The sequence below is a fragment of the Halostella limicola genome (assembly GCF_003675875.1).
GTDB lineage: Archaea > Halobacteriota > Halobacteria > Halobacteriales > Natronoarchaeaceae > Halostella > Halostella limicola.
In genome coordinates this window covers 904,344-925,215 of record NZ_RCDI01000002.1, presented here as the reverse complement: position 1 = coordinate 925,215, position 20,872 = coordinate 904,344, and the positions used below count along the sequence as shown (strand labels likewise).

Annotated in this window: 21 protein-coding genes; 10 read left to right on the top strand and 11 right to left on the bottom strand. The window is 69.5% G+C overall.

Annotation, left to right across the window (positions count from 1 at the left end; genetic code table 11):
* Positions 1-60: 60 nt before the first annotated feature.
* Positions 61-357 (bottom strand): DUF7562 family protein, encoded by a 297-nt coding sequence (locus tag D8670_RS12530; RefSeq protein ID WP_121818427.1) that lies wholly within the window; start codon positions 355-357, stop codon positions 61-63.
* Positions 358-465: 108 nt separating this feature from the next.
* Between D8670_RS12530 and D8670_RS12525 the strand changes: the two genes are divergently transcribed.
* On the top strand, positions 466-945 hold the full coding sequence (locus tag D8670_RS12525) for an RNA-binding protein (protein ID WP_121818426.1): 480 nt from the start codon (positions 466-468) through the stop codon (positions 943-945).
* A gap of 167 nt (positions 946-1,112) precedes the next feature.
* On the opposite strand, the gene D8670_RS12520 is transcribed toward D8670_RS12525, so the two are convergent.
* From D8670_RS12520 to D8670_RS12510, 3 genes are all read right to left on the bottom strand, one after another.
* Complete coding sequence (locus D8670_RS12520; RefSeq protein WP_121818425.1) at positions 1,113-1,838, bottom strand: DUF7537 family lipoprotein; 726 nt, start codon at positions 1,836-1,838, stop codon at positions 1,113-1,115.
* 43 nt (positions 1,839-1,881) lie between these two features.
* Entirely contained in the window at positions 1,882-2,592 is a 711-nt protein-coding gene (locus D8670_RS12515) for a DUF1028 domain-containing protein (RefSeq protein ID WP_121818424.1), read from the bottom strand.
* A 67-nt stretch (positions 2,593-2,659) separates the two neighbouring features.
* Positions 2,660-4,267 (bottom strand): S8 family peptidase, encoded by a 1,608-nt coding sequence (locus D8670_RS12510; RefSeq protein WP_233752238.1) that lies wholly within the window; start codon positions 4,265-4,267, stop codon positions 2,660-2,662.
* 342 nt (positions 4,268-4,609) lie between these two features.
* Here D8670_RS12510 and D8670_RS12505 point away from each other — a divergent pair, with 342 nt between their 5' ends.
* Positions 4,610-4,969, top strand: a complete 360-nt coding sequence (locus D8670_RS12505) for a cell division protein SepF (protein ID WP_121818422.1) — start codon at positions 4,610-4,612, stop codon at positions 4,967-4,969.
* Positions 4,970-5,014: 45 nt separating this feature from the next.
* Here the strand turns inward: D8670_RS12505 and D8670_RS12500 are convergent, their stop codons facing one another.
* Positions 5,015-5,407 (bottom strand): DUF5611 family protein, encoded by a 393-nt coding sequence (locus D8670_RS12500; protein WP_121818421.1) that lies wholly within the window; start codon positions 5,405-5,407, stop codon positions 5,015-5,017.
* A gap of 40 nt (positions 5,408-5,447) precedes the next feature.
* Positions 5,448-6,380 (bottom strand): DUF7093 family protein, encoded by a 933-nt coding sequence (locus D8670_RS12495; protein ID WP_121818420.1) that lies wholly within the window; start codon positions 6,378-6,380, stop codon positions 5,448-5,450.
* 90 nt (positions 6,381-6,470) lie between these two features.
* On the opposite strand from D8670_RS12495, the gene D8670_RS12490 reads away from it, so the two are divergent.
* On the top strand, positions 6,471-6,770 hold the full coding sequence (locus D8670_RS12490; protein ID WP_121818419.1) for a DUF6432 family protein: 300 nt from the start codon (positions 6,471-6,473) through the stop codon (positions 6,768-6,770).
* 71 nt (positions 6,771-6,841) lie between these two features.
* Positions 6,842-7,927: a CAF17-like 4Fe-4S cluster assembly/insertion protein YgfZ gene (gene ygfZ, locus D8670_RS12485; protein ID WP_121818418.1), complete on the top strand. Its 1,086-nt coding sequence runs from the start codon at positions 6,842-6,844 to the stop codon at positions 7,925-7,927.
* 133 nt (positions 7,928-8,060) lie between these two features.
* Here ygfZ and D8670_RS12480 read toward each other — a convergent pair whose 3' ends face one another.
* From D8670_RS12480 to uvrA, 3 genes are all read right to left on the bottom strand, one after another.
* Complete coding sequence (locus D8670_RS12480) at positions 8,061-9,140, bottom strand: geranylgeranyl reductase family protein (RefSeq protein ID WP_121818417.1); 1,080 nt, start codon at positions 9,138-9,140, stop codon at positions 8,061-8,063.
* A gap of 59 nt (positions 9,141-9,199) precedes the next feature.
* Positions 9,200-10,207, bottom strand: a complete 1,008-nt coding sequence (locus tag D8670_RS12475; RefSeq protein ID WP_121818416.1) for a WD40/YVTN/BNR-like repeat-containing protein — start codon at positions 10,205-10,207, stop codon at positions 9,200-9,202.
* A gap of 115 nt (positions 10,208-10,322) precedes the next feature.
* On the bottom strand, positions 10,323-13,274 hold the full coding sequence (gene uvrA / locus D8670_RS12470) for an excinuclease ABC subunit UvrA (protein ID WP_121818415.1): 2,952 nt from the start codon (positions 13,272-13,274) through the stop codon (positions 10,323-10,325).
* A 126-nt stretch (positions 13,275-13,400) separates the two neighbouring features.
* Between uvrA and D8670_RS12465 the strand changes: the two genes are divergently transcribed.
* Positions 13,401-13,982: an LURP-one-related/scramblase family protein gene (locus D8670_RS12465; RefSeq protein WP_121818414.1), complete on the top strand. Its 582-nt coding sequence runs from the start codon at positions 13,401-13,403 to the stop codon at positions 13,980-13,982.
* A 62-nt stretch (positions 13,983-14,044) separates the two neighbouring features.
* On the opposite strand, the gene D8670_RS12460 is transcribed toward D8670_RS12465, so the two are convergent.
* A complete protein-coding gene (locus D8670_RS12460; RefSeq protein WP_121818413.1) occupies positions 14,045-14,785 on the bottom strand; it encodes an SDR family NAD(P)-dependent oxidoreductase in 741 nt (246 codons plus the stop codon).
* 181 nt (positions 14,786-14,966) lie between these two features.
* On the opposite strand from D8670_RS12460, the gene D8670_RS12455 reads away from it, so the two are divergent.
* Positions 14,967-15,422: a universal stress protein gene (locus D8670_RS12455; protein WP_121818412.1), complete on the top strand. Its 456-nt coding sequence runs from the start codon at positions 14,967-14,969 to the stop codon at positions 15,420-15,422.
* On the opposite strand, the gene D8670_RS12450 is transcribed toward D8670_RS12455, so the two are convergent.
* Positions 15,419-15,817, bottom strand: a complete 399-nt coding sequence (locus tag D8670_RS12450; protein WP_121818411.1) for a hypothetical protein — start codon at positions 15,815-15,817, stop codon at positions 15,419-15,421. The two genes, D8670_RS12455 and D8670_RS12450, sit on opposite strands and share 4 nt — an antisense overlap.
* Positions 15,818-15,958: 141 nt before the next feature.
* Here D8670_RS12450 and D8670_RS12445 point away from each other — a divergent pair, with 141 nt between their 5' ends.
* The 4 genes from D8670_RS12445 (at position 15,959) to D8670_RS12430 (ending at position 20,825) form a co-directional block, all read left to right on the top strand.
* Positions 15,959-16,651: a TIGR00266 family protein gene (locus D8670_RS12445; RefSeq protein ID WP_121818410.1), complete on the top strand. Its 693-nt coding sequence runs from the start codon at positions 15,959-15,961 to the stop codon at positions 16,649-16,651.
* Positions 16,652-16,735: 84 nt separating this feature from the next.
* Positions 16,736-17,713, top strand: coding sequence for an ROK family protein (locus tag D8670_RS12440; protein ID WP_121818409.1), 978 nt, complete (start codon positions 16,736-16,738; stop codon positions 17,711-17,713).
* Positions 17,714-17,833: 120 nt separating this feature from the next.
* On the top strand, positions 17,834-19,294 hold the full coding sequence (locus tag D8670_RS12435) for an LVIVD repeat-containing protein (RefSeq protein WP_121818408.1): 1,461 nt from the start codon (positions 17,834-17,836) through the stop codon (positions 19,292-19,294).
* Between the two features lie 67 nt (positions 19,295-19,361).
* Positions 19,362-20,825: an LVIVD repeat-containing protein gene (locus D8670_RS12430; RefSeq protein WP_121818407.1), complete on the top strand. Its 1,464-nt coding sequence runs from the start codon at positions 19,362-19,364 to the stop codon at positions 20,823-20,825.
* The last annotated feature ends 47 nt before the right edge of the window (positions 20,826-20,872 follow it).

The window sequence follows — 20,872 nt, the reverse complement described above, 5'->3', positions numbered from 1 at the left end:
GCGGCCGTCGAGGGCGTCGACGGCGAAAAAAGCCCGTCGCGAGTCGAGTCTCAGTCGCGCTTACTGTTCCTCTTCGAGCGTCCCGTACCGGTCCTCGATCGTCGCGCTGTACCACTGCAGGAACTCGTCCCGGTCGCGCTCCCCCGCCTCTACCTCGACCAGGAGCCCCTCGAGTTCGTCTCGCGGCTGGTGACAGAGTTCCCGGTAACAGGGCTTGCAGAGGTACTCGAACTCCTTTCCCTCTCTGTCCCAGCGGTCGCCGTACTTGTCGTATTCCCGCGCGTCTGACCGGCGGATCGAGTCCCCACAGGCGATGCAGGTCTCCATCTCGTCCCGGTCTCTCCGGGAGGACCACATACTCCAACCGTAGGCCGGGGTTTACTTAGCCCTTTTCGAGCGTGTCAGACCGCAGAGACGCCGATGCGGAACGGGCGATTTATGCGCGCCGCGGTACTTGCCCCGTCCATGCAGGTCAAGTCCCGGCACCACCTCCGGAGCGACGAGATCGCCGAGATCGAGGACCACGTCGCCGCGCAACTCGACGTGGCGATCGACGGCGACCAGTACGAACTCGTCGAGTTCGAGGACAACGACTACGAGCTCGTCCTCGTCGACGGGGAACCGGCAGTCGTGTACATCGACGACGAGCCCTTCCTCACCGTCCGCGGCGCGAACGAGTACCCGCCCGAGAACCGCGTCGTCACCGTCGACGCGGGCGCGGTCTCGTTCGTCAGCGACGGCGCCGACGTGATGCGGCCGGGCATCGTCGAGGCGGACGACGACATCGAACCGGACGATCTCGTCACCATCGCGGAGGAGTCCCACGGCAAGGTGCTGGCGGTCGGCCGCGCGAAGACCGACGGCGGCGACATGGTCGGCGACAGCGGCAAGGTCGTCGAGTCGATCCACCACGTCGGGGACGACCTGTACGAGTTCTCCGTCTGAGCGACGACTCTCTTCTCGTCCCCTGTCCTCGCCGCCGGCCAGTCGACGATCGGAGCAGGCGTCGGGCGACGCTCGGCGCGGCACTGGACGGTCGGTAGCGACGGCACCGCGAGACGTTCGAGCCCCGGTACGCGGTCGTCGGACCGATCACGCGCTCTCGTCTCTCGTCACCGCTCTTCCATCCAGTCCGGGGCCTCGACGGTCGTCTCGCCGTACGACTCCACCTCGTACGTGCCGGCGTACGTCCGGCTCTCGCCGTCCTCGTCGATCGTTATCCGATACTCGAACCGGTGAACGGCGCCCGCCTCGTCGACGACGAGTTCCCCGGACACCGACTCGACGTCGTCGGCAACGTCGACGACTCTCCTGTCGACTTCCGTCACCTCGTAGCGGACGGCGGGCGTCCCGTCGACGACCGTGGTCCCCGCCGCCGAGAAGTTGAGCGCGTCGACGGTGCGCAGCGGGCCGACCTGCGCGCGGTCGTTCGCCTCTTCGTACGTGACGTCGCTGGTGCGAACGTGGTCGTCGTAGTGGCGGTACAGCGTTCCGTCCCGGTAGAACGCCTCCCGCTGGATCTCGTCGTCCCGATGCTGGCGACTGTAGATCCGTTCCCGCTCGGCGTCGATGCGGAGGGTGCTCGCGGTGCCCCCGTCCTCGCCGAACGACCGCGTGGCGTTGACGACGCCGCCGGTCGCGGCGAGCCGTTCCCGGTGCGTTTCGAGCGCTGCCGTCGCGTTCGGGATCCCCTCTTCCTGGTACCCGTCGGGGTACTCGAACTCCGCGAGCGAGGGCGCACCGGCGTTCAGCCCCTCGCCGCCGTCGAGGGGCGCGCCGCTACAGCCGGCGATCAGGAGCAGGAGCGCGGTCGCGAGGACACGTCGGTGGAGGGACATTCCTCCCCCACGATAGGGAGACGGACGGTTTGTAACTTTCCCGTCACTCCGACTCGTCCAGGCTGTCCTCGTCGTAGGCGTCCTCATAGCGCTCCATCGCCATTTCGTACCCCTCGACGGCGTGCTCGTACGTCTCGCGGAGGTCCGCGATCGGGGTCTCCGTCGCGTCGACCCGGAGGTCGTTGAAGTACGGGTCGACCACCGGGTCGGCGGTCGACTCGACGAGCAGCGCCGCACTCTGGACGTGTAACTCCTCGCGCTTGTCGCCGCCCTCCGCGTGGCCCGCGGCCAGCGCGTCGATCAGGCGTTCGGCGAGCGGTCGGTCCTCGCCGCGGCTCGCCTCGTACGCGGCCGCGGTCGCGTCGACGACCTCCTCTCCGGTGAGCAGGTTGCCCGCGACGGTGTAGTTCTCGCCCTCGACGTGGCCGAACCAGCCCTTGCACTCCTCGCCGGAGAACGCGAAGGTGCCGTCCGCGTCCACACCGTGTAACTGGCGCTGGGGCGCGCCGTCGTCGGCGTTGAGCAGCGCTTCGAGCGCGTCCTCGACGGACAACCCGTCGTCGAGGTACTCGACGCCCCTCTTGCCCAGCTCGACGTTGACGAGGCTCTGGGTCGCCACCGCGCCGTTCTCGCTGGCGAACGGACAGAGCGTCCCGACGCCCGGCAGTCGCGTCGTGACCGCGACGCCGAAGCGCGTCTGCTCCTCGCCTTCGTCGTCCTCGAACGACTCCCGAACGCAGATGCTGAAAGTCATGTGCGGTCCGAGGCGCGGACCGGTCAAAAAACTCCGTTCCGGCGAGGGTCTTACCGCTACGCGGCGCTCACTCGGAGACGGTCCGCGTCGCCGACGCGCGCAGGTCGGTCGCGTCCGTCACGGTCAGCGTCACGTCGAACGTCCCGCCGCGGGCGTGCTTGACGGAGAACTGATCCGTGCCGCTCGCGCTCCCGCCGCTCACGTCCGTCGAGGCGGCGTCGACGCGCGACCCGCCCGCGTCGAACACCTCGACGACGACGGTGGCGAGGTCGCCGTCGGCGTCCGACACGGTCCAGTCGGCCGTGATCTCCGCGTGCGGGTTGGGCGACCCGGCCTCCGTGACCCGGTAGCTGTCGACGACCGGTGCGGTACCGCTCCCGCCGCTCCCGTCGCTGGTCGTGAACGTCAGCGCGCTCCCCGCGTCCGCGTCGCCGTCGCTCGCCTCGGCGACGGCGCGGTACTCGTACTCCGTGCCGCTGTCGAGACCAGTCGCGTCGGCGCTGAACGAGCCCGTCGCCGACAGCGTCTGCGCGCTCGTCGCGTTCGAGAGGCTGCCGCCGGTCGGGCCGTACTCGAAGTAGACGTCCGCCGACTCCGCGCCGCCGAGGTCGGTCAGGTCGCCGGAGAGCGTCGCCGACGTCTCGCCGACGTTTGTCGCGTCGCCCGTCGAGACGGCGACGGAGGTGTCGCCGCCACTGCCGTCGTCGGAGCTCCCCACCGCGGCCTCGACGTCGAGCAGGCCGCTCCCCTGGTCGTCGCTGGAGAGGCCGACGTCCTGGGCGGTGTCGCGGAGCCGCTGCCGCGCCTCGGTGTTCGAGTAGCCGTTCGCCATCAACTGGCCCGCGGCCCCGCTGACGTGCGGGCAGGCCATCGACGTGCCGGAGAACGTGGCGTAGCCGTCGACGACCGTCGAGTAGATGCTCCCGCCGGGCGCCGCGAGTTCGACCTCCGGCCCGGTCGATGAGAAGGAGGACAGCGAATCGTCGCTGTCCGTCGAACTGACCGCGACGACCTCCGGGTACGCGGCCGGGTAGGCGACGCAGTCCGAGCAGGGGCCGCTGTTGCCCGCCGCCGCGACGAGCAGGACGCCCTTCTCCGCGGCGTACTGACACGCGTCCGCCAGCGTCTGCGACCCGGAACTCGCGCCGATGCTCAGGCTACCGACGTCGTACCCCTGGTCGGCGACCCATCGGATGCCGTCGGCGACGCCGGAGAACGTCCCGGACCCGTCGCCGTCGAGTACCTTCACCGCGTGCAGCGTCGCCTCGGTGCTGACGCCGACGACGCCCTCGCTGTCGTCGACCGCGCCGGCGATACCCGCACAGTGGGTGCCGTGGTCGTTGTCGTCGTCCCACGCGTAGTTGCAGTCGCCGCTCGAACAGGTCTCGACCGCGTACCCATCGCCGAGGTTCGCCTGCAGGTCCGGGTGATCGCTGTCGATACCGGTGTCGATGACGGCGACGTCCGCGCCGTTCCCCGTCTCGCCGGCGTCGTGGGCCGCGTCGGCGTCCACGCGGTCGACGCCCCACGGCAGCGTCTGCGCGAGCGCCCGCACCGCGCCGTCTCGCTCGACGTACCGCACGTCCGGCCGGCTCCGCAGCGCCTCGACCGCGGGCTCGGGGAACCGCCCCGCGACCGCTCGACCGATGCGGCCGAAGTCGAGTTCCCGGGTCACCTCGTCGGCGCGGCGTCTCGCCGCGTCCGCTCCCCGCCCCGATCTCGTTCCAATTACGTACCTGTCATTTCCGGCCCCCGAGGCCGTTCCCACTAACGCCGTTCCCCCTACGCCGGCACCGACGTTCCGAAGAACGCCGCGCCGGGTTATCTCTTTGTCTGTCATTCGACGTGTCTCTTTCTGTGATAGGATGCATAAATGCCTTTCCCGTGTTATTACTGCCCCAACAATTCGCACGCGCTGACGTGTTCCGGCGACGACGGCGGCGCGGCCGGCGGGAACCGCCGCACGCGGTCCCGTCTGACGTAAGAACTATACTCGCTCCGCTGGAGGGATTCCCCTATGGGACTCATGAGTAAGATCCTCGGCGACCGCGGCGCTCGCTCGACCGGGGACTACGTCGAACTCGATCCTGACGATTTCGACGCCGCCTCCGGCGACGCGGCGATGGAGGTCCACGTCGCCGAGATATCGGGCAAGGAGAACGTGATCGACATCAAGGACGCGGTGTACGACGGCGACCTCGTCATCGCCGACATCACCCGCCTCCGCACGGAGGACCCGACGGTCGAACACATCACCGACGAGCTCCGGCAGGTCGCCGAGGAGGTCGGCGGCGACATCGTCCAGAAGGGCGACGACCAGATCATCGTCACGCCGACCGGCGTCCGCATCAGCCGCGAGAAGCTCGGCGGGCGGTAGCGCCGCCGCTCGTCGCCGGCGAGAGAAAGCGGATAAGCGATCGGCTCAGGCGTCGACGTCGTGATCGGGGTCGTCCTCGACCTCGCGCTTCATCGACTCGCGGCGGGCCTTGGCGTCCCGGCCCGTGGCTTCGAGCAGGAACTCGTTTTTGGCGTCCACCGCGTCAGCGGCCGCGTCGGCGTTCCCTTCGGCGATGACGTCCTCGGCGTCGCGCTCCTCGAAGTGGACCGCGAGCTTGTCCTTTTTGCTGCCGTACGCCGCCGTGCCGGCGACGATCCGGTCGAAGACGGGGTTGTCGGGGTCCTCGACGACGTAGAGGTCGTTGCCCTTGTACTCCTCGGTGTCGGTGACCTCGCCGAAGTACTCCTCGACGGTGGCTTCCATGTCCGGGATCCGTTCTTCGAGGTATTCGCCGCGACGCATCTTGTACTCCTTCATGCGTGATGAGATGAACAGGGGGAGGTTTACCCTTTTCGCGTTACCGCTCCCGTTCGGTTATGTATCCGTGCTGGCACTCGGGGCAGATGTCGCCGGCGCGCAGCGAGGACCGGTCCGCCGCCGCCGCGTAGCCGCACTCGGGGCAGAAAAACTCCGTGGCGACGCTCTCCGTGTCCGCCGGCGCGTCCGGCGAAGGCGCCGCGCTCGCGCTGGTGATGCCGGTGTCTTCGACGGGCTCCCCGCCGACCGTCTCGTCGCCCTCGACGTCGACGTCTGCGGGCTCCGGGGTCAACCCGCCCCCGAACTCCACGTCGGCCTCCTCGTCGTCCAGCCGCGCGTCGTACCCCTCGTCCTCGCCCTCCTGCTCGGGCCAGGCCGACGGCTCCGGGGCGGCGTCGTCTCGGCCGCCGGTGTCCTCGGCGTCCGGCCACTCGCCGTGCTGGCGGTCCCGGTCGGGCTCCGCGTCCTCGTCGTCGAGGATGACCGCGTCGTCCTCCACGGGGTCCGGCTCGCCCTCGGCGTCGGTGACGACGTCCTCGGCGGTGTCCGTCCGGGCCTCCTCGGCGGCGGGGGACTCCACGTCCGCGGTCTCGTCGATGATCTCCGCGTCGGTCGCGTCGGGGTCGATCTCCTCGGCGTCGTCGATCGCCGCACCGGCGTCCTCCGACGCCGCACCGGCGTCGTCCGCGCCAGCGTTCGCGGGATCGGGGCTCGCCGGGTCGGCGCTCTCACCGGCGTCGGCAGACGGGCCGCCGGACCCGAACGCCTCGTCGACCGACGGGCCGTCGCGGTCGTCGACCGCGCCGAGCGTCGTGACGTTCTTGTTCTCGCTGATGAGCTTCGTCTTCCCGCAGCGGCCGCACGTCTCCACCTCGCGGACCGTCTCGACCACCTCGTTTCCGTCCTCCTCGCGCTCGCGCTCGACCTCGGGGTCGCCGAAGTCGTGCCCGAGCAACGAACACCTGATAGCCATTGTGACTCCCTATCCAACCGGGACTCAAAAGGCTACTGCTTACCCGAACCAGGGGTTAATGGTAAATCCCACCCACGCGAACTATGGCCCATGAGAGCAAAGCGGGAGTACCGTGACCGGGACTCGGTGGAGGTCTCGGTACTCGACGCCCTCGTCGACCGGAGCGACGAGGGGATGACGGTCTTCGAGATCAGGTCCCACGTCGAGGCGGACATCGACGACCTGGAGGGGGCGCTGGCGACGCTGAAAGACGACGGGCTCATCACCGTCGAGGAGAACGGCGACCGGACGGTGATCAAGCCCGACGACAGCGTCGTCCCCGACCCCGGCGAACCGCAGGACCCGGACGAGAGCATCCTCGACCGGGTCCGCGACCGCCTGCCGTTCTGACCGAGGCCCGACTCGCCGTTCGCGCCCCCGGGATAGGGAGGTTTTTCCGCCGCTGACGCCATCACACGAGTATGACGGTCATCGAGTCGGTCCACGAGGACCACGGCGCGACGTTCGACGAGCGCGGCGGGCGGCGGGTCGCTCTGGAGTACGGCCGCCCCGACCGGGCCCACCGGGCCGTCCGGAAGGTCGTGGGCCTCACCGAGATGCACTACGGCGTCGTCGTCGTCACCGGGGACGACCGCGTCGACTACGTCGACAACGCCGTCTCGAACCGCGTCCCCGACGAGGACGGCGAGGGCGTCTACGCGCTCCTGCTCGACCCGCAGGGCGGCATCGAGACGGACATGTACGTCTACAACGCGAACGACCGCCTCCTGCTTTTCACGCCGCCCGGCCGGGCCGGTCCGCTGGCGGAGGAGTGGTCGGAGAAGATCTTCATCGAGGACGTCGAGGTGAGCGTCGCCACCGACGAGTTCGCCGTCTTCGGCGTCCACGGCCCCAAGGCGACCGAGAAGATAGCGAGCGTGCTCAACGGCGCGGCGTCGCCGGACGGGCGGCTCACGTTCGTCCGCGGGTCCATGGGCGACGAGGGCGTCACGGTCGTCCGCACGGACGCGCTCGCGGGCGAGGAGGGGTACGAGGTCATCTGTGCCGCAGACGACGCGGCGGACGTCTTCGACACGCTGGAGAACCACGGCCTGAACGCCGCGCCCTTCGGCCTCCAGACGTGGGAGGCGCTCACGCTCGAAGCCGGCACGCCGCTGTTCGAGACGGAACTGGAAGGGAACATCCCGAACGTCGTCGGCCTCCGGAACGCGCTCGACTTCGACAAGGGCTGTTACGTCGGGCAGGAGGTCGTCTCCCGCGTCGAGAACCGCGGCCGGCCGAGCAAGCGCGTCGTCGGCCTCCGCCCCGAGCGCCTGCCCGACGGCGGCGCCGCCGTCTTCGCTGGCGACGAGGCGGTCGGCGAGGTGACCCGCGCCGCCGAGAGCCCGATGCTCGACGCTCCGATCGCGCTGGCCGTCGCCGACTTCGACGCGCCAGAAGGGGGCCTCACCGTCCGCGTCGGCGGGGAGGAAGTCCCGGCGCAGCGCACGGCGCTGCCGTTCGTGGACGGGAGCGACGACTCCGCGCGACTGCCGACGTACCAATAAGGATCCGTTTCGTCCGCACCTTTTTCACCGAGTCCGCGGCCATCGCCGCCGTGACCTGACCACGACCGCAGGGCGGCCCGCGGGTGCGCGACGCCCCGCCCTGCGCCGCGTTCGCCCCCGCGTCGCCTGTTCGCTACGAGAAGACCTTCCGCAGGTGCTCTCGCGAGAACATCGACGTCGGCCGGTCCATGTGGACCCCGATCTCGCCGGAGAGCGCCCGCAGTCCCGCGCGCTGGACGGGTTCCGGCAGGGAGTACGCTCGGCGGAGCCAGTGGCCGAGTCGGATCTCCTGCGAGAGGTCGCCGCGCCACGCGCGCTCGTACCCCTGCAGGCTCCCCGGGCTGTCGGGGTCGATCGCCTCGACCGCGTGGTCCGCGCTGGTCATCCCGTAGAGGATCCCCCCGCCGGTGAACGGCTTCGTCTGCGCCGCGGCGTCGCCCAGCAGGAACCCGCGCGTGCTGGTGACGCGCTCCGGCGGGCCGATCGGGATCGCGCCCGAGCAGCGGCGGTGACAGTCGACGCCGTACGCGTCGACCAGATCCTCGAAGCGCCGCCCGACGTCGTCGCCCGGCGGCGCGGCGAGGCCGTACTCCACGCCCGCGTCGCCCCGCGGGATGCGCCACGCGAAAAACCGCGGCGCGGTCAGGTGGACGTCGACGAAGTTCTCCGCGTCGGCGTCCGCGTCGAACCCGAGCACGCCGTGGAGGAGTTCGCCCGGCTCGGGCAAACCGAGTTCGTCCCGCACGCGCGACCGCGGACCGTCGCAGCCCGCGACCATCCGTGCTTCGAACGTCTCGGTGCCGTCGGGTCCCCGTGCCGTCACCTCGACGCGGTCGTGGTACTCGTCGACAGCGGTGACGGTGTGGTGCTCGCGCAGGTCCGCGCCAGCGTCGCGGGCGAGGTCGGCGAGGTGTCGGTCGAGCCCGACGCGGTCGATGACGTTCGACACGACCTCGCGTTTGTAGAAGGGATAGGCGCCGCTCCCCGGCCCGCCGACGTGGAAGCGCGCGCCGAGGATCTCGTTCTGGAGGAGGTCGGCCCGGGCGTCCGGGCCCGCGTACTCCCAGACGTCCGTGCTGACGTGACCGGAGCAGGCGAGCGGGTCACCCACCTCGCCCTGTTCGAGCGCGAGCACGTCGTACCCCTCCTCGGCGGCGCGGCGGGCGAACCGCGAGCCGGCGGGGCCGGCACCGACGACGGCGAAGTCGTACATCGGCCGTGGGTACAGTGTCGGCGGTCAAATATCTCGCGGTCGGGACCGGCGCTCCCGGCCTACACGACCGCCAGCCCCTGGCACGTGTGCTCCTCGAACCGTTCCCACGGAACCGGGACGCGCTCCCAGTGGTCGCCGGCGTCCGCGGTGCGGAACAGCCCTCGATTCGTCGCCGCGTAGCACTCACCGGCCTCGTTACCGACCGCGAGCACCGCACGAACGACGCCCTCGTCGGCGGGGAAGTTCGTCAACCGGAACCACTCGCTTTCGCTCTCGCTCTCCCCGCCACGCTTACGGTAGAGGTACGACTCCGCGCGGTCCGCGTCGTGCGCCGAGTACGCCCCGCTCGCGGCGGACATGAGCACGGTGTCCGGGTCCGCGGGATCCACGGCGAGGCTCCAGCAGTAGCGGTGATCGAGACCGTCCTCCGGACGCTCCCACGTCTCGCCGCCGTCGCGCGTCTCGGCGTAGCCGTCACCCGCCGCGCTCCACGCGCGGTCCGGCGCGTCGGGGTGGGTGGTCAGCGTGTGGTTGTCCCGGCGCGATCCCGGCGGGCGCTCGCGCCACGTGTCGCCGCCGTCCTCGGTCAGTAGCAGCGCGCCGGCCTCGATGCCGACGTACAGCCGATCGGGGTCGTGCGGGTCCGGTTCGATCCACCGGACGTGGTGCGTGTCCGGCCGCGGCGGGAACGACCACTCGTCCGCCGACGGCAGGTCGGTCAGCCCGCCGACCTGCGTCCACGTGTCGCCGCTGTCCGTCGATCGGTACAGCCGCGACGGTTCCGTGCCGGCGTACACCACGTCGGGGTCGTGCGGCGAGACGGCGACCGACAGCACGGCGTCCTGCTCGATGGACGCCGCGCCGATGCGCTCGAACGTCTCGCCCCCGTCGGTCGTCCGCTGGAGGCCGGATTCGAACGTTCCGACGAACGCCCGTTCCGACCGGTCGGACGAGGCCGCGACGCACTCCAGGGAGCGGCCGTCGAGGCGGTGGTCGTAGGACCAGTCCGCGCCCTCGCGGTCGGCGACCACGAGCGCGTCTCGCATCGCCGCATAGGCAGTCGTCATACCCGATCCTACGGGCGACTCGGGGAAAGGTGTATCCTGAACTGGGATACGGTAAGAAAAGCGACGTTTGGATCCGGAACGTCTCAGTCGTCGCTCTGTCCGAGCGAGACTGCGGTCAGTCGTCGCTGGCGGCTTTGACGGGCTGTTTCCGCTCTCCGCGCGGCCCTTCGAGGTCGACGTCGGGCAGCAGGTCCCGGAGGTAGCGCCCGGTGTGGGAGTCGTCGTTCCGGGCCACTTCCTCGGGCGTCCCGGTGGCGACGACGTCGCCGCCGTTCTCGCCGCCCTCGGGACCGAGGTCGACGATGTTGTCGGCGTTCTTCACGAGGTCGAGCTCGTGTTCGACCACGACGACCGTGTTGCCGTTGTCGACGAGGCGCTGGAGCACGTCGATGAGCTTCCGCTCGTCGGCGGAGTGCAGGCCAGTGGTCGGCTCGTCGAGCAGGTACAGCGTGTCGCCGGTCTGTTTCTTGCCGAGTTCCTCGGCGAGCTTGATGCGCTGGGCCTCGCCGCCGGACAGCGTCGTCGAGGGCTGACCGAGTTTCATGTAGTCGAGCCCGACGTCCTTCAGGAGCTGGAGCCGCCGCGAGAGGCGGGTGTCGGCCTCGAAGAAGTCGTACGCCTCCTCGACGCTCATCTCCAGTACGTCCGCGATGGTCTTGCCCTTGTACGTCACGTCGAGGGTCTCGTCGTTGTAGCGCGCGCCGTCGCACTCCTCGCAGGGGACGTACACGTCCGAGAGGAAGTTCATCTCGATCTTGACGGTGCCCTGCCCGCCGCACTCCTCGCAGCGGCCGCCTTTCACGTTGAACGAGAAGCGACCCTTCTCGTAACCGCGCTGCTTGGCGAGTTTCGTCTCCGCGAACAGCTCGCGGATGTAGTCGAAGACGTTCGTGTACGTCGCCGGGTTCGACCGCGGCGTGCGGCCGATCGGGCTCTGGTCGATGAGCCGCACCGTCTCTATCTCGTCGATCCCCTCGATGGCGTCGTAGTCGCCGGGGTCGACGCTGGTGTTGTCGTTCATCTCCCGAGCGAGGCCCTTGTAGAGGATCTCGTGCATCAGCGTCGACTTGCCGGAGCCGGAGACGCCGGTGATGGCGGTGAAACAGCCGACCGGAATGTCGACGTCGAGGTCCCGGAGGTTGTGCTGGCGCGCACCGCGGATGGTGAGCGTCCCCTGGGACTCGCGTCGGTTCTCGGGCACGGGGATCTGCTTGCGACCGGCGAGGTAGTCGCCGGTGATGGAGCCATCGCACTCCATGATCTCGTCGGTGGTGCCCTGCGCGACGACCTCGCCGCCGCGCTTGCCGGGGCCGGGGCCCATGTCGACGACGTTGTCGGCGCGACGCATCGTCTCCTCGTCGTGCTCGACGACGAGCAGGGTGTTACCGAGGTCGCGAAGCTCCTCCAGGGTGTTCAGCAGGCGGTCGTTGTCGCGCTGGTGCAGGCCGATCGAGGGCTCGTCGAGCACGTAGAGGACGCCGACGAGCCCCGACCCGATCTGGGTCGCGAGGCGGATGCGCTGGCTCTCGCCGCCGGACAGCGTGGCGGCCTCGCGGTTCAGCGTCAGGTACTCCAGCCCGACCTCGGTCATGAAGCCGAGCCGGGCGCGGATCTCCTTGAGGATCTCCTCGGCGATGGTCAGGTCGCGGTCGGACATGCCCTCCTCCATCCCCTCGAAGTGGTCGAGGGCGTCGCCGATGCTCATCTGGTTGACCTCCGTGATCGAGGTCCCGTCGACGAGGACGGCCCGGGAGGCGGGCTTGAGGCGGGTGCCCTCGCAGGCAGGGCACTCCGTGACGGTCATGTAGTCCTCGATGTGGTCGCGCGTGCTGTCGCTGTCCGTCTCGACGTGGCGGCGTTCGAGGTTCGGGATGACGCCCTCGAAGCGCTTGGTCTTGCGCCGCGTACCGTTGCTCGTCTGGCGCTTGAACAGCACCTCGTCGCTGGTGCCGTAGAGGAACGCCTGTTGCACGTCCTCGTCTAGCTCCTCGAACGGCGTGGTCACGCTGACGCCGAAGTGGTCCGCGACGGCGTCGATCCGGGTGCGGTAGTACGAGCGGTTGTAGCTCCAGGCCTCGAACACGTCCTTCAGCGGCTTTGAGGTGTCCTGGACGACGAGGTCCTCGGAGACCTCCTTCGTCTCGCCGATCCCCTCGCACTCGGGGCAGGCCCCGTGCGGGCTGTTGAACGAGAACGAGCGCGTCTCGATCTCGGGGAGGTCGATGCCGCAGTGCGTGCAGGCCAGGTCCTCGGAGAACTCGACGACGAGGCGGTCGTCCTCGTCGCCGGCGAGGTCGCCCGTCGACCGGGCTTTGGTCCCGCCGAGTTCGGTGTCTTCGGGCGGGTCGGGCAGGATGACCTTCAGGACTCCGTCGGCCTCCTCTAGCGCGGTCTCGACGCTGTCCGCGATGCGGGAGCGCGCCTCGGGGGAGACCTTCACGCGGTCGACGACGACGTCGATCGTGTGGTCGTAGTTCTCGTCCAGGTCAGGGCGGTCCATCGTCAGGTCGTAGGACTCGCCGTCGACCTCGACGCGGCTGTACCCCTCGCTCACGAGTTCGTCGAACCGGTCCTCGAACGCGCCCTTCTGGTCGCGGACGACCGGCGCGGCGAGCTTCGCGCGCGTCCCCTCTGGGAGTTCGAGCAGGCGGGTCACCATCTGCTGGGCGCTCTGCTCGCCGACCTCGCGGCCGCACTCGGGACAGTGCGGCGTGCCGACGCGGGCGTACAGCAGGCGGAGGTAGTCGTGGAGTTCGGTGACCGTGCCGACGGTCGATCGGGGGTTGTTCGCGGCGTTCTTCTGGTCGATGGAGATGGCGGGCGAGAGCCCCTCGACCGTCTCCACCTGCGGCTTGTCCATCTGCCCGAGGAAGTTCCGGGCGTAGGCGGACAGCGACTCGATGTAGCGGCGCTGTCCCTCGGCGTAGATCGTCTCGAAGGCCAGGGAGGACTTCCCCGACCCAGACAGGCCGGTGACGACGTTGAACTTCTCGCGGGGGATTTCGATGTCGAGGTCCTTGAGGTTGTTCTCCTCGGCCCCTCGCACCTCGATGTAATCCTTACTCATCTATCCGCGTTCAGGGACGGGGAGGGTGAAACCCTGTCGGTTCGGGCCCGTTTACGGCGTTTATCAGAACAATAGAAGGGACACAATATAGAAAGTTTCATGCGTCGACGACCTGAGGGATACCCCATGAGCGACGCTCGCGATTACGACATCTCCGGCATCGATCTCTCCGACGACAGGTACGTCGTCGAGCAGTCGCTGGTCCGGAACAAGTACAAGGCGCTCGACGCGGCGGGCAACACCGTCCTCAAGGGGAAACAGAAGATGCTGAAGATGAAAGAGGAGTTCCCCTTCACCGGCGCGAACGGCGACGAGGTGTTCACCGTGAAGGCCGGCGGGATCATCGACGTCGCGGGCAACTACGTCCTCTCCGACGCCCGGACCGGCGAGGACCTGGTCATCCTCGACAACGACTACTCCCTGTTCCAGGACACCTGGAAGATCCGGGACGCCAGAACCGAGGCGAAGATCGCGGAGATCAACTCCCGCGGCGCGCTCGTGACGCTGGCCCGCCACTACGTCCCGTTCGGCGGCTGGATCCCTCACAAGTACGAGATCACGGACCTCGACGGCAACCACGTCGGCAACATCTCGGGGCAGTTCTCGCTGCGCGACCGGTACGAGATCACCATCGACGACGCCAGCACGGTCCCGAAGGAACCCGTGATCGCGGCCGCGATGGTCATCGACGCGATCCAGGGCAACTAACCGACCGTTTTCGCGTCGGGTCGCGCGTGGCCCGACCGTACCCAGGCCGGCGAAACAGCGATCTACACCGTCTCCGGCAGCCACCCGCCGTCGACCTCCACGTTCTCGCCGCTGACATAGCCGCTGTCCTCGTCGAGGAAGAAGAGGGCGGCCTGCGCGACGTCCTCGAACGCGGCGGGGCGGCCGCGGGGGAGGTCGTCGGGGAACTCGTCGGAGTTCTCCACGACGTACGGCGAGACGGCGTTGACGGTGATCCCGTCGTCCTGCGTGTCGTTGGCGAGCATCCGCGTGAACATCAGCACGCCCGCCTTCGCGATGAAGTACGGCGCGTTCTTCGGCGAGACGAGGCCCTTCTCGCTGCTGGCGTAGCCGACGTTGACGATGCGGCCCCACCCCTGATCGCGCATCGCGGGGAGCGCGCGCTTCGAGCAGAGGTACGTGCCGTTGAGGTTCGTCTCCAGCACGGTGTTCCACGTCTCGAAGTCCATCTCCTCCCAGTGGACGGGGGCGAACGCGCCCACGTTGTTGACCAGCGCGTCGACCGTCCCGAGGTCGGACTCCACGGCGTCGAAGATCCGGTCCACGCCGTCGGGATCGGTCACGTCGCCCTGTGCGGTCGTGACCGCCGGCGCGCCGCGGTCCAGGGCCGTCGCGGCGACCTCCTCGGCCGCGTCCTCGCTGGTGCGGTAGTGGACGGCGACGCTCGCGCCCCGCTCGGCGGCCGCGTAGAGCAGTTCCCTGCCGACGCCTTTCGCGCTGCCGGTCACGAGGACGACGCGGTCGGAGAGGTCCGGGTCGAGCATACCGGCCGTACGCGAACCACGCTCAAAGAGACCCCGGTCGGCGACCGCCGGCCACTACCCGCTAACCGTTCGTCCCTACGGGACGGCGTCGAGGGATTCCTTCGACATGACCGAGAGGAAATTAACTGTCGTCCGAGTCAACCGGCAGTACGTTTTTGTCGACGGCTTGAGTAGCGAGTGTATGGCCATCGAGACGATTCTCCTCGCAGTAGGAGCGAAAGACGAAGACAGAGCGGAGCGGCTGGCGAACGCGGTCATCGACGTCGCCGGCCCGACCGGCGCGAAGGTCGTCCTGGCGCACGTGTTCACCCAGGACGAGTACGACACGGTGCTCGACCAACTGGACTTCGACCGGACGGCGAGCGAGGTGACGGTCGACGAGGTCACCAACCGCCACGCGACGATCCGGGAGATCGGGAAACTGCTGGACGGCGCGGCCGTTCAGTACGAGACGCGCGGCGCTGTCGGCGAGCACGGCGAGACGATCGTGAACCTGGCGAAGGAGGTCAACGCCGACCGCGTCGTCGTCGGCGGTCGCCGCCGCTCGCCGACCGGCAAGGCCGTCTTCGGGAGCGTCGCGCAGGAAGTGATGCTCTCCTCGCCGTGTCCGGTCACGTTCGTCCGCGACGAGGCCTAGCGACGGGCGCGGTCCTTCCACTCGGATTCCTGACGACGCTCCTTGACGTGGCGGACGCCGTCGGCTATCTCCTCGCGGACCTCGGCCTCGAACGCCTCGTACGGCGAGAGGAAGTCGTCCTCGTACTCCTCCAGCAGGTCGTACGTCCAGCGGTCCTCGAACACGCCGCGGGGCAGGTGTTCGTCGCGGATCTCGTCGGCGAACTCCTCGTAGCCCTGCTCCCGGAGCGCCGACTCCGCGTCGTCGAGGTGGTCCAGCGCGTGACCCGTCGTGTGGTGCAACTCGACGAACTTGCCGTGCGCCCGGCGGAGCCACTCCAGCGCGAGCTCGACCTCGTGGAGCGCCGCCGCTTCAGCCTCGCTGACGTCGTCGGAGTCGGGGGCGTCGTCTCCCATAGGCGGTAGTACGACCGCGGGACAGTTAGCCGCCGGGGCCCGGTGAGCGTTCGCGATCCGCGCCGTCGTCCGGTGACCGGTCCGCGGTCAGCGCGCCAATCCGCCGTCCACAGTTAAGCTCGCCGGTGACGTCGGTGCATCATGGACCACGATATCCGCCACAGGCCGTCGTTCGCGCTCCTCGACGTCTCGCTCGACCGGGACGAGTCAGTCGTCGCCGAAGCGGGGGCGATGGTGTCGCACGGCGCGGGCGTCGAGGTGACTACGGACCGGGGCAGCGGAAGTCTCCTCCAGTCCGTCAAGCGCTCCGTGCTCGGCGGCGAGTCCTTCTTCCGGAACACGTTCACCGCGTCCGAGCGGACCTCGGTGACGCTTGCCCCGCCGCTGCCCGGCGATATCGTCCACCGGGAACTCCGCGACGAGACGCTGTACGTCCAGTCGGGCTCGTACCTCGCGGCGGACCCGGCGATGGACCTGGACGCGAAGTTCGGGGGGTCGCGGGCCTTCTTCGGCGGCGAGGGCCTGTTCCTGCTGTCGCTCTCGGGCTCCGGCGACGCCTTCCTGTCGAGCTACGGGGCCGTCGAGCCGGTGTCGCTGTCGATCGGCGAGGAGTACGTCGTCGACACCGGCCACGTCGTCGCCTTCGAGGAGAACGTCTCGTTCGGCGTTCGGCGGGTCGGCGGCCTGAAGTCGACGCTGTTCAGCGGCGAGGGACTAGTCTGCGAGTTCGAGGGGCCCGGCACCGTCTGGGTGCAGTCGCGCAGTCAGGACGCGTTCGTCCGGTGGCTCGTCCCGCAACTGCCGCACGACAGCGAGGATATCGACGGAGTGTAGTTTTCGCGGTTCGGTGATGGAACTTAACTCGCCCGCGAGTGAATCTGTGCAATTAAGTGGCGGCGCGTTCGTTCCTTCACCAGAATGGCCAACTACGCGGGCGTCGACCTGGGCGCGACGAACATCCGAGCGGCCGTCGCCGACGACGAGGGAACGATCCTCGGAACGCACCGACGGAGCACGCCACGCGGGCCGACGGGGATCGCGGTCACGGAGGCCGTCCTCTCGTCGCTCCGCGAGGCGTGTGCGACGGCCGGCGTCGATCCCACGAGCATCCGCGCTGCGGGGATCGGTTCGATCGGGCCGCTCGACCTCGCCGAAGGGGCGATCGACGGGCCGGCGAACCTCCCGGACAGCGTCGAGCGCATCCCGCTCACCGGGCCGGTGGGCAACCTGATCGACGGCGACGAGGTGTTCCTCCACAACGACACCATCGCCGGCGTCATCGGCGAGCGGTTCCACAGCGACCGCAACCCCGACGACATGGCGTACGTCACCATCTCCAGCGGCATCGGCGCGGGCGTCGCCGTCGACGGCAACGTCCTCTCGGGCTGGGACGGCAACGCCGGCGAGGTCGGCCACATGATCGTCGACCCGCGGGGCCGGCGCACCTGCGGGTGCGGCCACGACGGCCACTGGGAGGCGTACTGCTCGGGGAACAACATCCCGGAGTACGCCGAGATGCTGTACGAGGACGCGGGCGACGTCGACACCGCGCTCGACTTCGAGGATCCGGAGTTCTCCGCCGTCGACGTGTTCGAGCACGCCGGCGCGGACGAGTTCGCCGACCACGTCGTCGACCAGCTCGCCCACTGGAACACGGTCGGCGTCACGAACCTCGTCCAGGCGTACGCCCCCATCGTCATCTACATCGGCGGGGCCGTCGCGCTGAACAACGAGGAGCTCGTCGTCGACCCGATCCGCGAGCGCATCCAGGACACCGTCTTCAACAACGTCCCCGACGTCCAGCTGACGAACCTGGGCGACGACGTCGTGCTTCAGGGGGCGGTCGCGAGCGCGTTGACCGGCGGGACGGGCGATCGGTCGCGAATGCGTCGGTGAGCGGCTGCGCCTGTCGCGTCGCAGGCGGGACGGGCGATCGGTCGCGAATGCGTCGGTGAGGTGCCACCGCTCTCGTCACCGACCAAACGGTTTATTTTCAACAAGTCCATCGGGAGAAACATGGACGCTCCCCGCAGTTCGGCCCTCCGTCGAGACGTGCTCAAAGCGAGCGGCGCGGCGCTGGCCCTCCCCACCGTCGGCCGCGTCACGGCGGCGCAGGAGGACGGGTACGCGCCGCTCGGGTCCGCGGAACTCCCGGGCGCGAAGGAACTCGTCGTAAGCGACGACGGGCGGACGGCCTACGTCGCGCTGACCGACGGGTACGCGACCGTCGACCTCTCGACGCCCTCGTCGCCGGAGCCGATGGCGGTCGAGCGGAACCTCGTCCCGGAGGGGGAGACGGACCCGCTCCGGCAGATCTACGACGTGAAGCAGGACGGCGACCGCCTGATCGTTGCCGGGCCAGCGAACGGCACCGGCCGGGGAACGAGCGGCTTCTTCGCCGTCGACGTGAGCGATCCGAGCGACCCCGCCGTCGACGGGTTCTACCCGACCGACTTCGCCATCCACAACTGCTTTCTCCGCGATGGCTACGCCTACCTGACCGGCAACGACGGCCGGGGGAACCCGGTGGTCGTCGTCGACGTCGAGTCGCGGTCGGAGGTCGCCCGCTGGTCGCCGCTCTCGCGCGACGAGGCGTGGGGCAAGGTCCCGGCCGGCCGACGGACGCTCCACGACCTCTACGTGCAGGACGACCGGGCGTACCTGGTCTACTGGGACGCCGGAACGTGGATCCTCGACGTCTCCGACCCGGCGGACCCGGGCTACGTCACGCGCTTCGGCGACTACTCGTTGGAGGACCTGCTCGAATCCTCGCCGCGGGCCGCCGGCATGGAGCCGCCGGGCAACGCCCACTACGTCCAGCCGTCCGACGACGGGAGCGTGGTCGCCGTCGGCGGGGAGTCCTGGGACGTCGGCGACAGCGGCTCCGGCGGCCCCAGCGGCATCCACCTCTGGGACCTGTCTGACCCCGCCTCGCCCGAGCGGGTCTCCACCATCGACCCGGAGCCGGCGGCGACGAACTCCTACGGCGGCGACACGTGGACGACCTCGCACAACTTCGACTTCGCCGGCGACCGGCTCTACGCCTCCTGGTACAACGCCGGCGTGAAGCTGTACGACGTGAGCGATCCCGCGAACCCCGAGGAGCTCGCCTGGTGGCTGCGGCCCGACGAGACGAGCTTCTGGACCGCCTGTCGGGGCGTCGCAGGCGAATTCTTCGTCGCCAGCAGCCTCGGCCCTTCCCTGCGCGAGACGGACCAGGCGGGCGTGTTCACGTTCCCCGACGAATCGGGCGAGCAGGCGGACCGTCCGTCGCTGACCGAGGCGTCGTCGAGCGGGACGACCGCCGCGACCGAGACCGACGCGACGACCGCCGCCCCCGAGGACGGTAACGGGAGCGACGGGGGCGGCGGCAGCGACGGGGACGGCGACAGCGACGGCGGCGGGATGCCCGGGTTCGGCGTCGGCGCTGCGCTCGCGGGCCTCGGCCTCGGCCTGCGTCGATACGGGCGGGACTGACGCCGCCTCGTTTATTGTCACGTCGAAACCCCGTGGATTTATGAGACCGATCTCCGTCGGGTAACACATGCGTCGAAGAGACGTGCTGCGCGCCGGGGCCGGCGCTGTCGCGCTGTCGGCCGTCGGCGACGCTGCCGCCCTGAACGGTCCAGTTTCCCGTAGCCTCCAACCATACGCGAGTATCGACGTCGAACGCTCGATGGAAGCGGTCGTGAACGACGACGGGTCGGCCGCGTTCGTCGCCGCGGACTCCGGGTTCGCCACGGTCGACGTCTCCTCCCCGGAGGACCCGCAGGTGCTCGCGGAGGAGCGAGAACTCCTCCCCGACCGCGAGAACGGGCCACTCCCGAACATCCAGGACGTGAAGGTCTCCGGCGACACGCTCGCCGTCGCGGGGCCGGCCTACCCGGTCACCTCGGAAAACGCCGATCGGGAGCTGTCGGGCGTCCTGATCTACGACGTGAGCGACCCGGCCAGCCCCGAGCAGCGGGGCTTCTTCGAGACGGAGACCGGCGTTCACAACTGCTGCCTCGACGGCGACACGCTCTACGCGACCGGGACCGACTTCCAGGAGGAAGCGCTCGTCGTCGCGGACGTGAGCGGCGACAACCCCGAGGAGATCGGCCGGTGGTCGCTCCCGCAGCACGACGAGCAGTGGGGGCAGGTCAACGGCTTCCTCCGCAGCCACCACGACCTGTGGGTGCAGGACGACACCGCGTACCTCGCCCAGTGGGACGCCGGGACGGTGATACTCGACGTCTCGGACCCCGCGTCGCCGGAGTTCGTCGCCCGCGTCGGCGGCCGCGACCCGGCGGAGCTCGCCGAGTTCGAGGGGCAGGCGGAGGTGTACGGCGAGGGGTACCAGCCGCCGGGCAACGCCCACTACGTCCGGCCGTCGGAGGACGGATCGACCCTGTTCGTCGGCGCCGAGGCGTGGAACTTCTCGGGCTACGACGTGGAGGGCGGCCCCGGCGGGATCGACATCTGGGACGTCTCCGACCCGACGGCGGCCGAGCAGGTGGGCCGGATCGACCCGCCAGAGGCCGAGAACCCGAACGTGAGCGGCGGGACGTGGACGACCTCCCACAACTTCGACCTGTCCGGCGACGTTCTCTACACGTCCTGGTACGACGGCGGAGTCCGGGTCCACGACGTGAGCGATCCCGCGAACCCCGAGGAGCTCGCCGCCTGGGAGGACCGCGAGACGGCGAGCTTCTGGACGGCCCAGGTCGGCGTCGCCGGCGAGTTCTTCGTGGGGACGACCTACCCCCGCGCCGAGGGCTTCGAGTCCGGCCTGTACACCTTCCCCGACGAGTGGGGCGGCGGGGCGGACGGCGACGAGGGCGGTTCCGACGGCGGCAGCGACGAGACCACGCAGCAGAGCGACGGGAACGGTAGCGACGGGAACGACAGCGACGGGAACGACGACGGGAGCGGCGGCGTCGAGATGCCGGGCTTCGGTATCGGCGCGGCGCTCGCCGGTGCCGGCCTCGGCGCGCTCCGCTACCTGCGGAACGATAACGAACGATAACGCGGGTCTCCCGGCCGAACCCGAACACTTCCGTAGCTGGAGTCCCT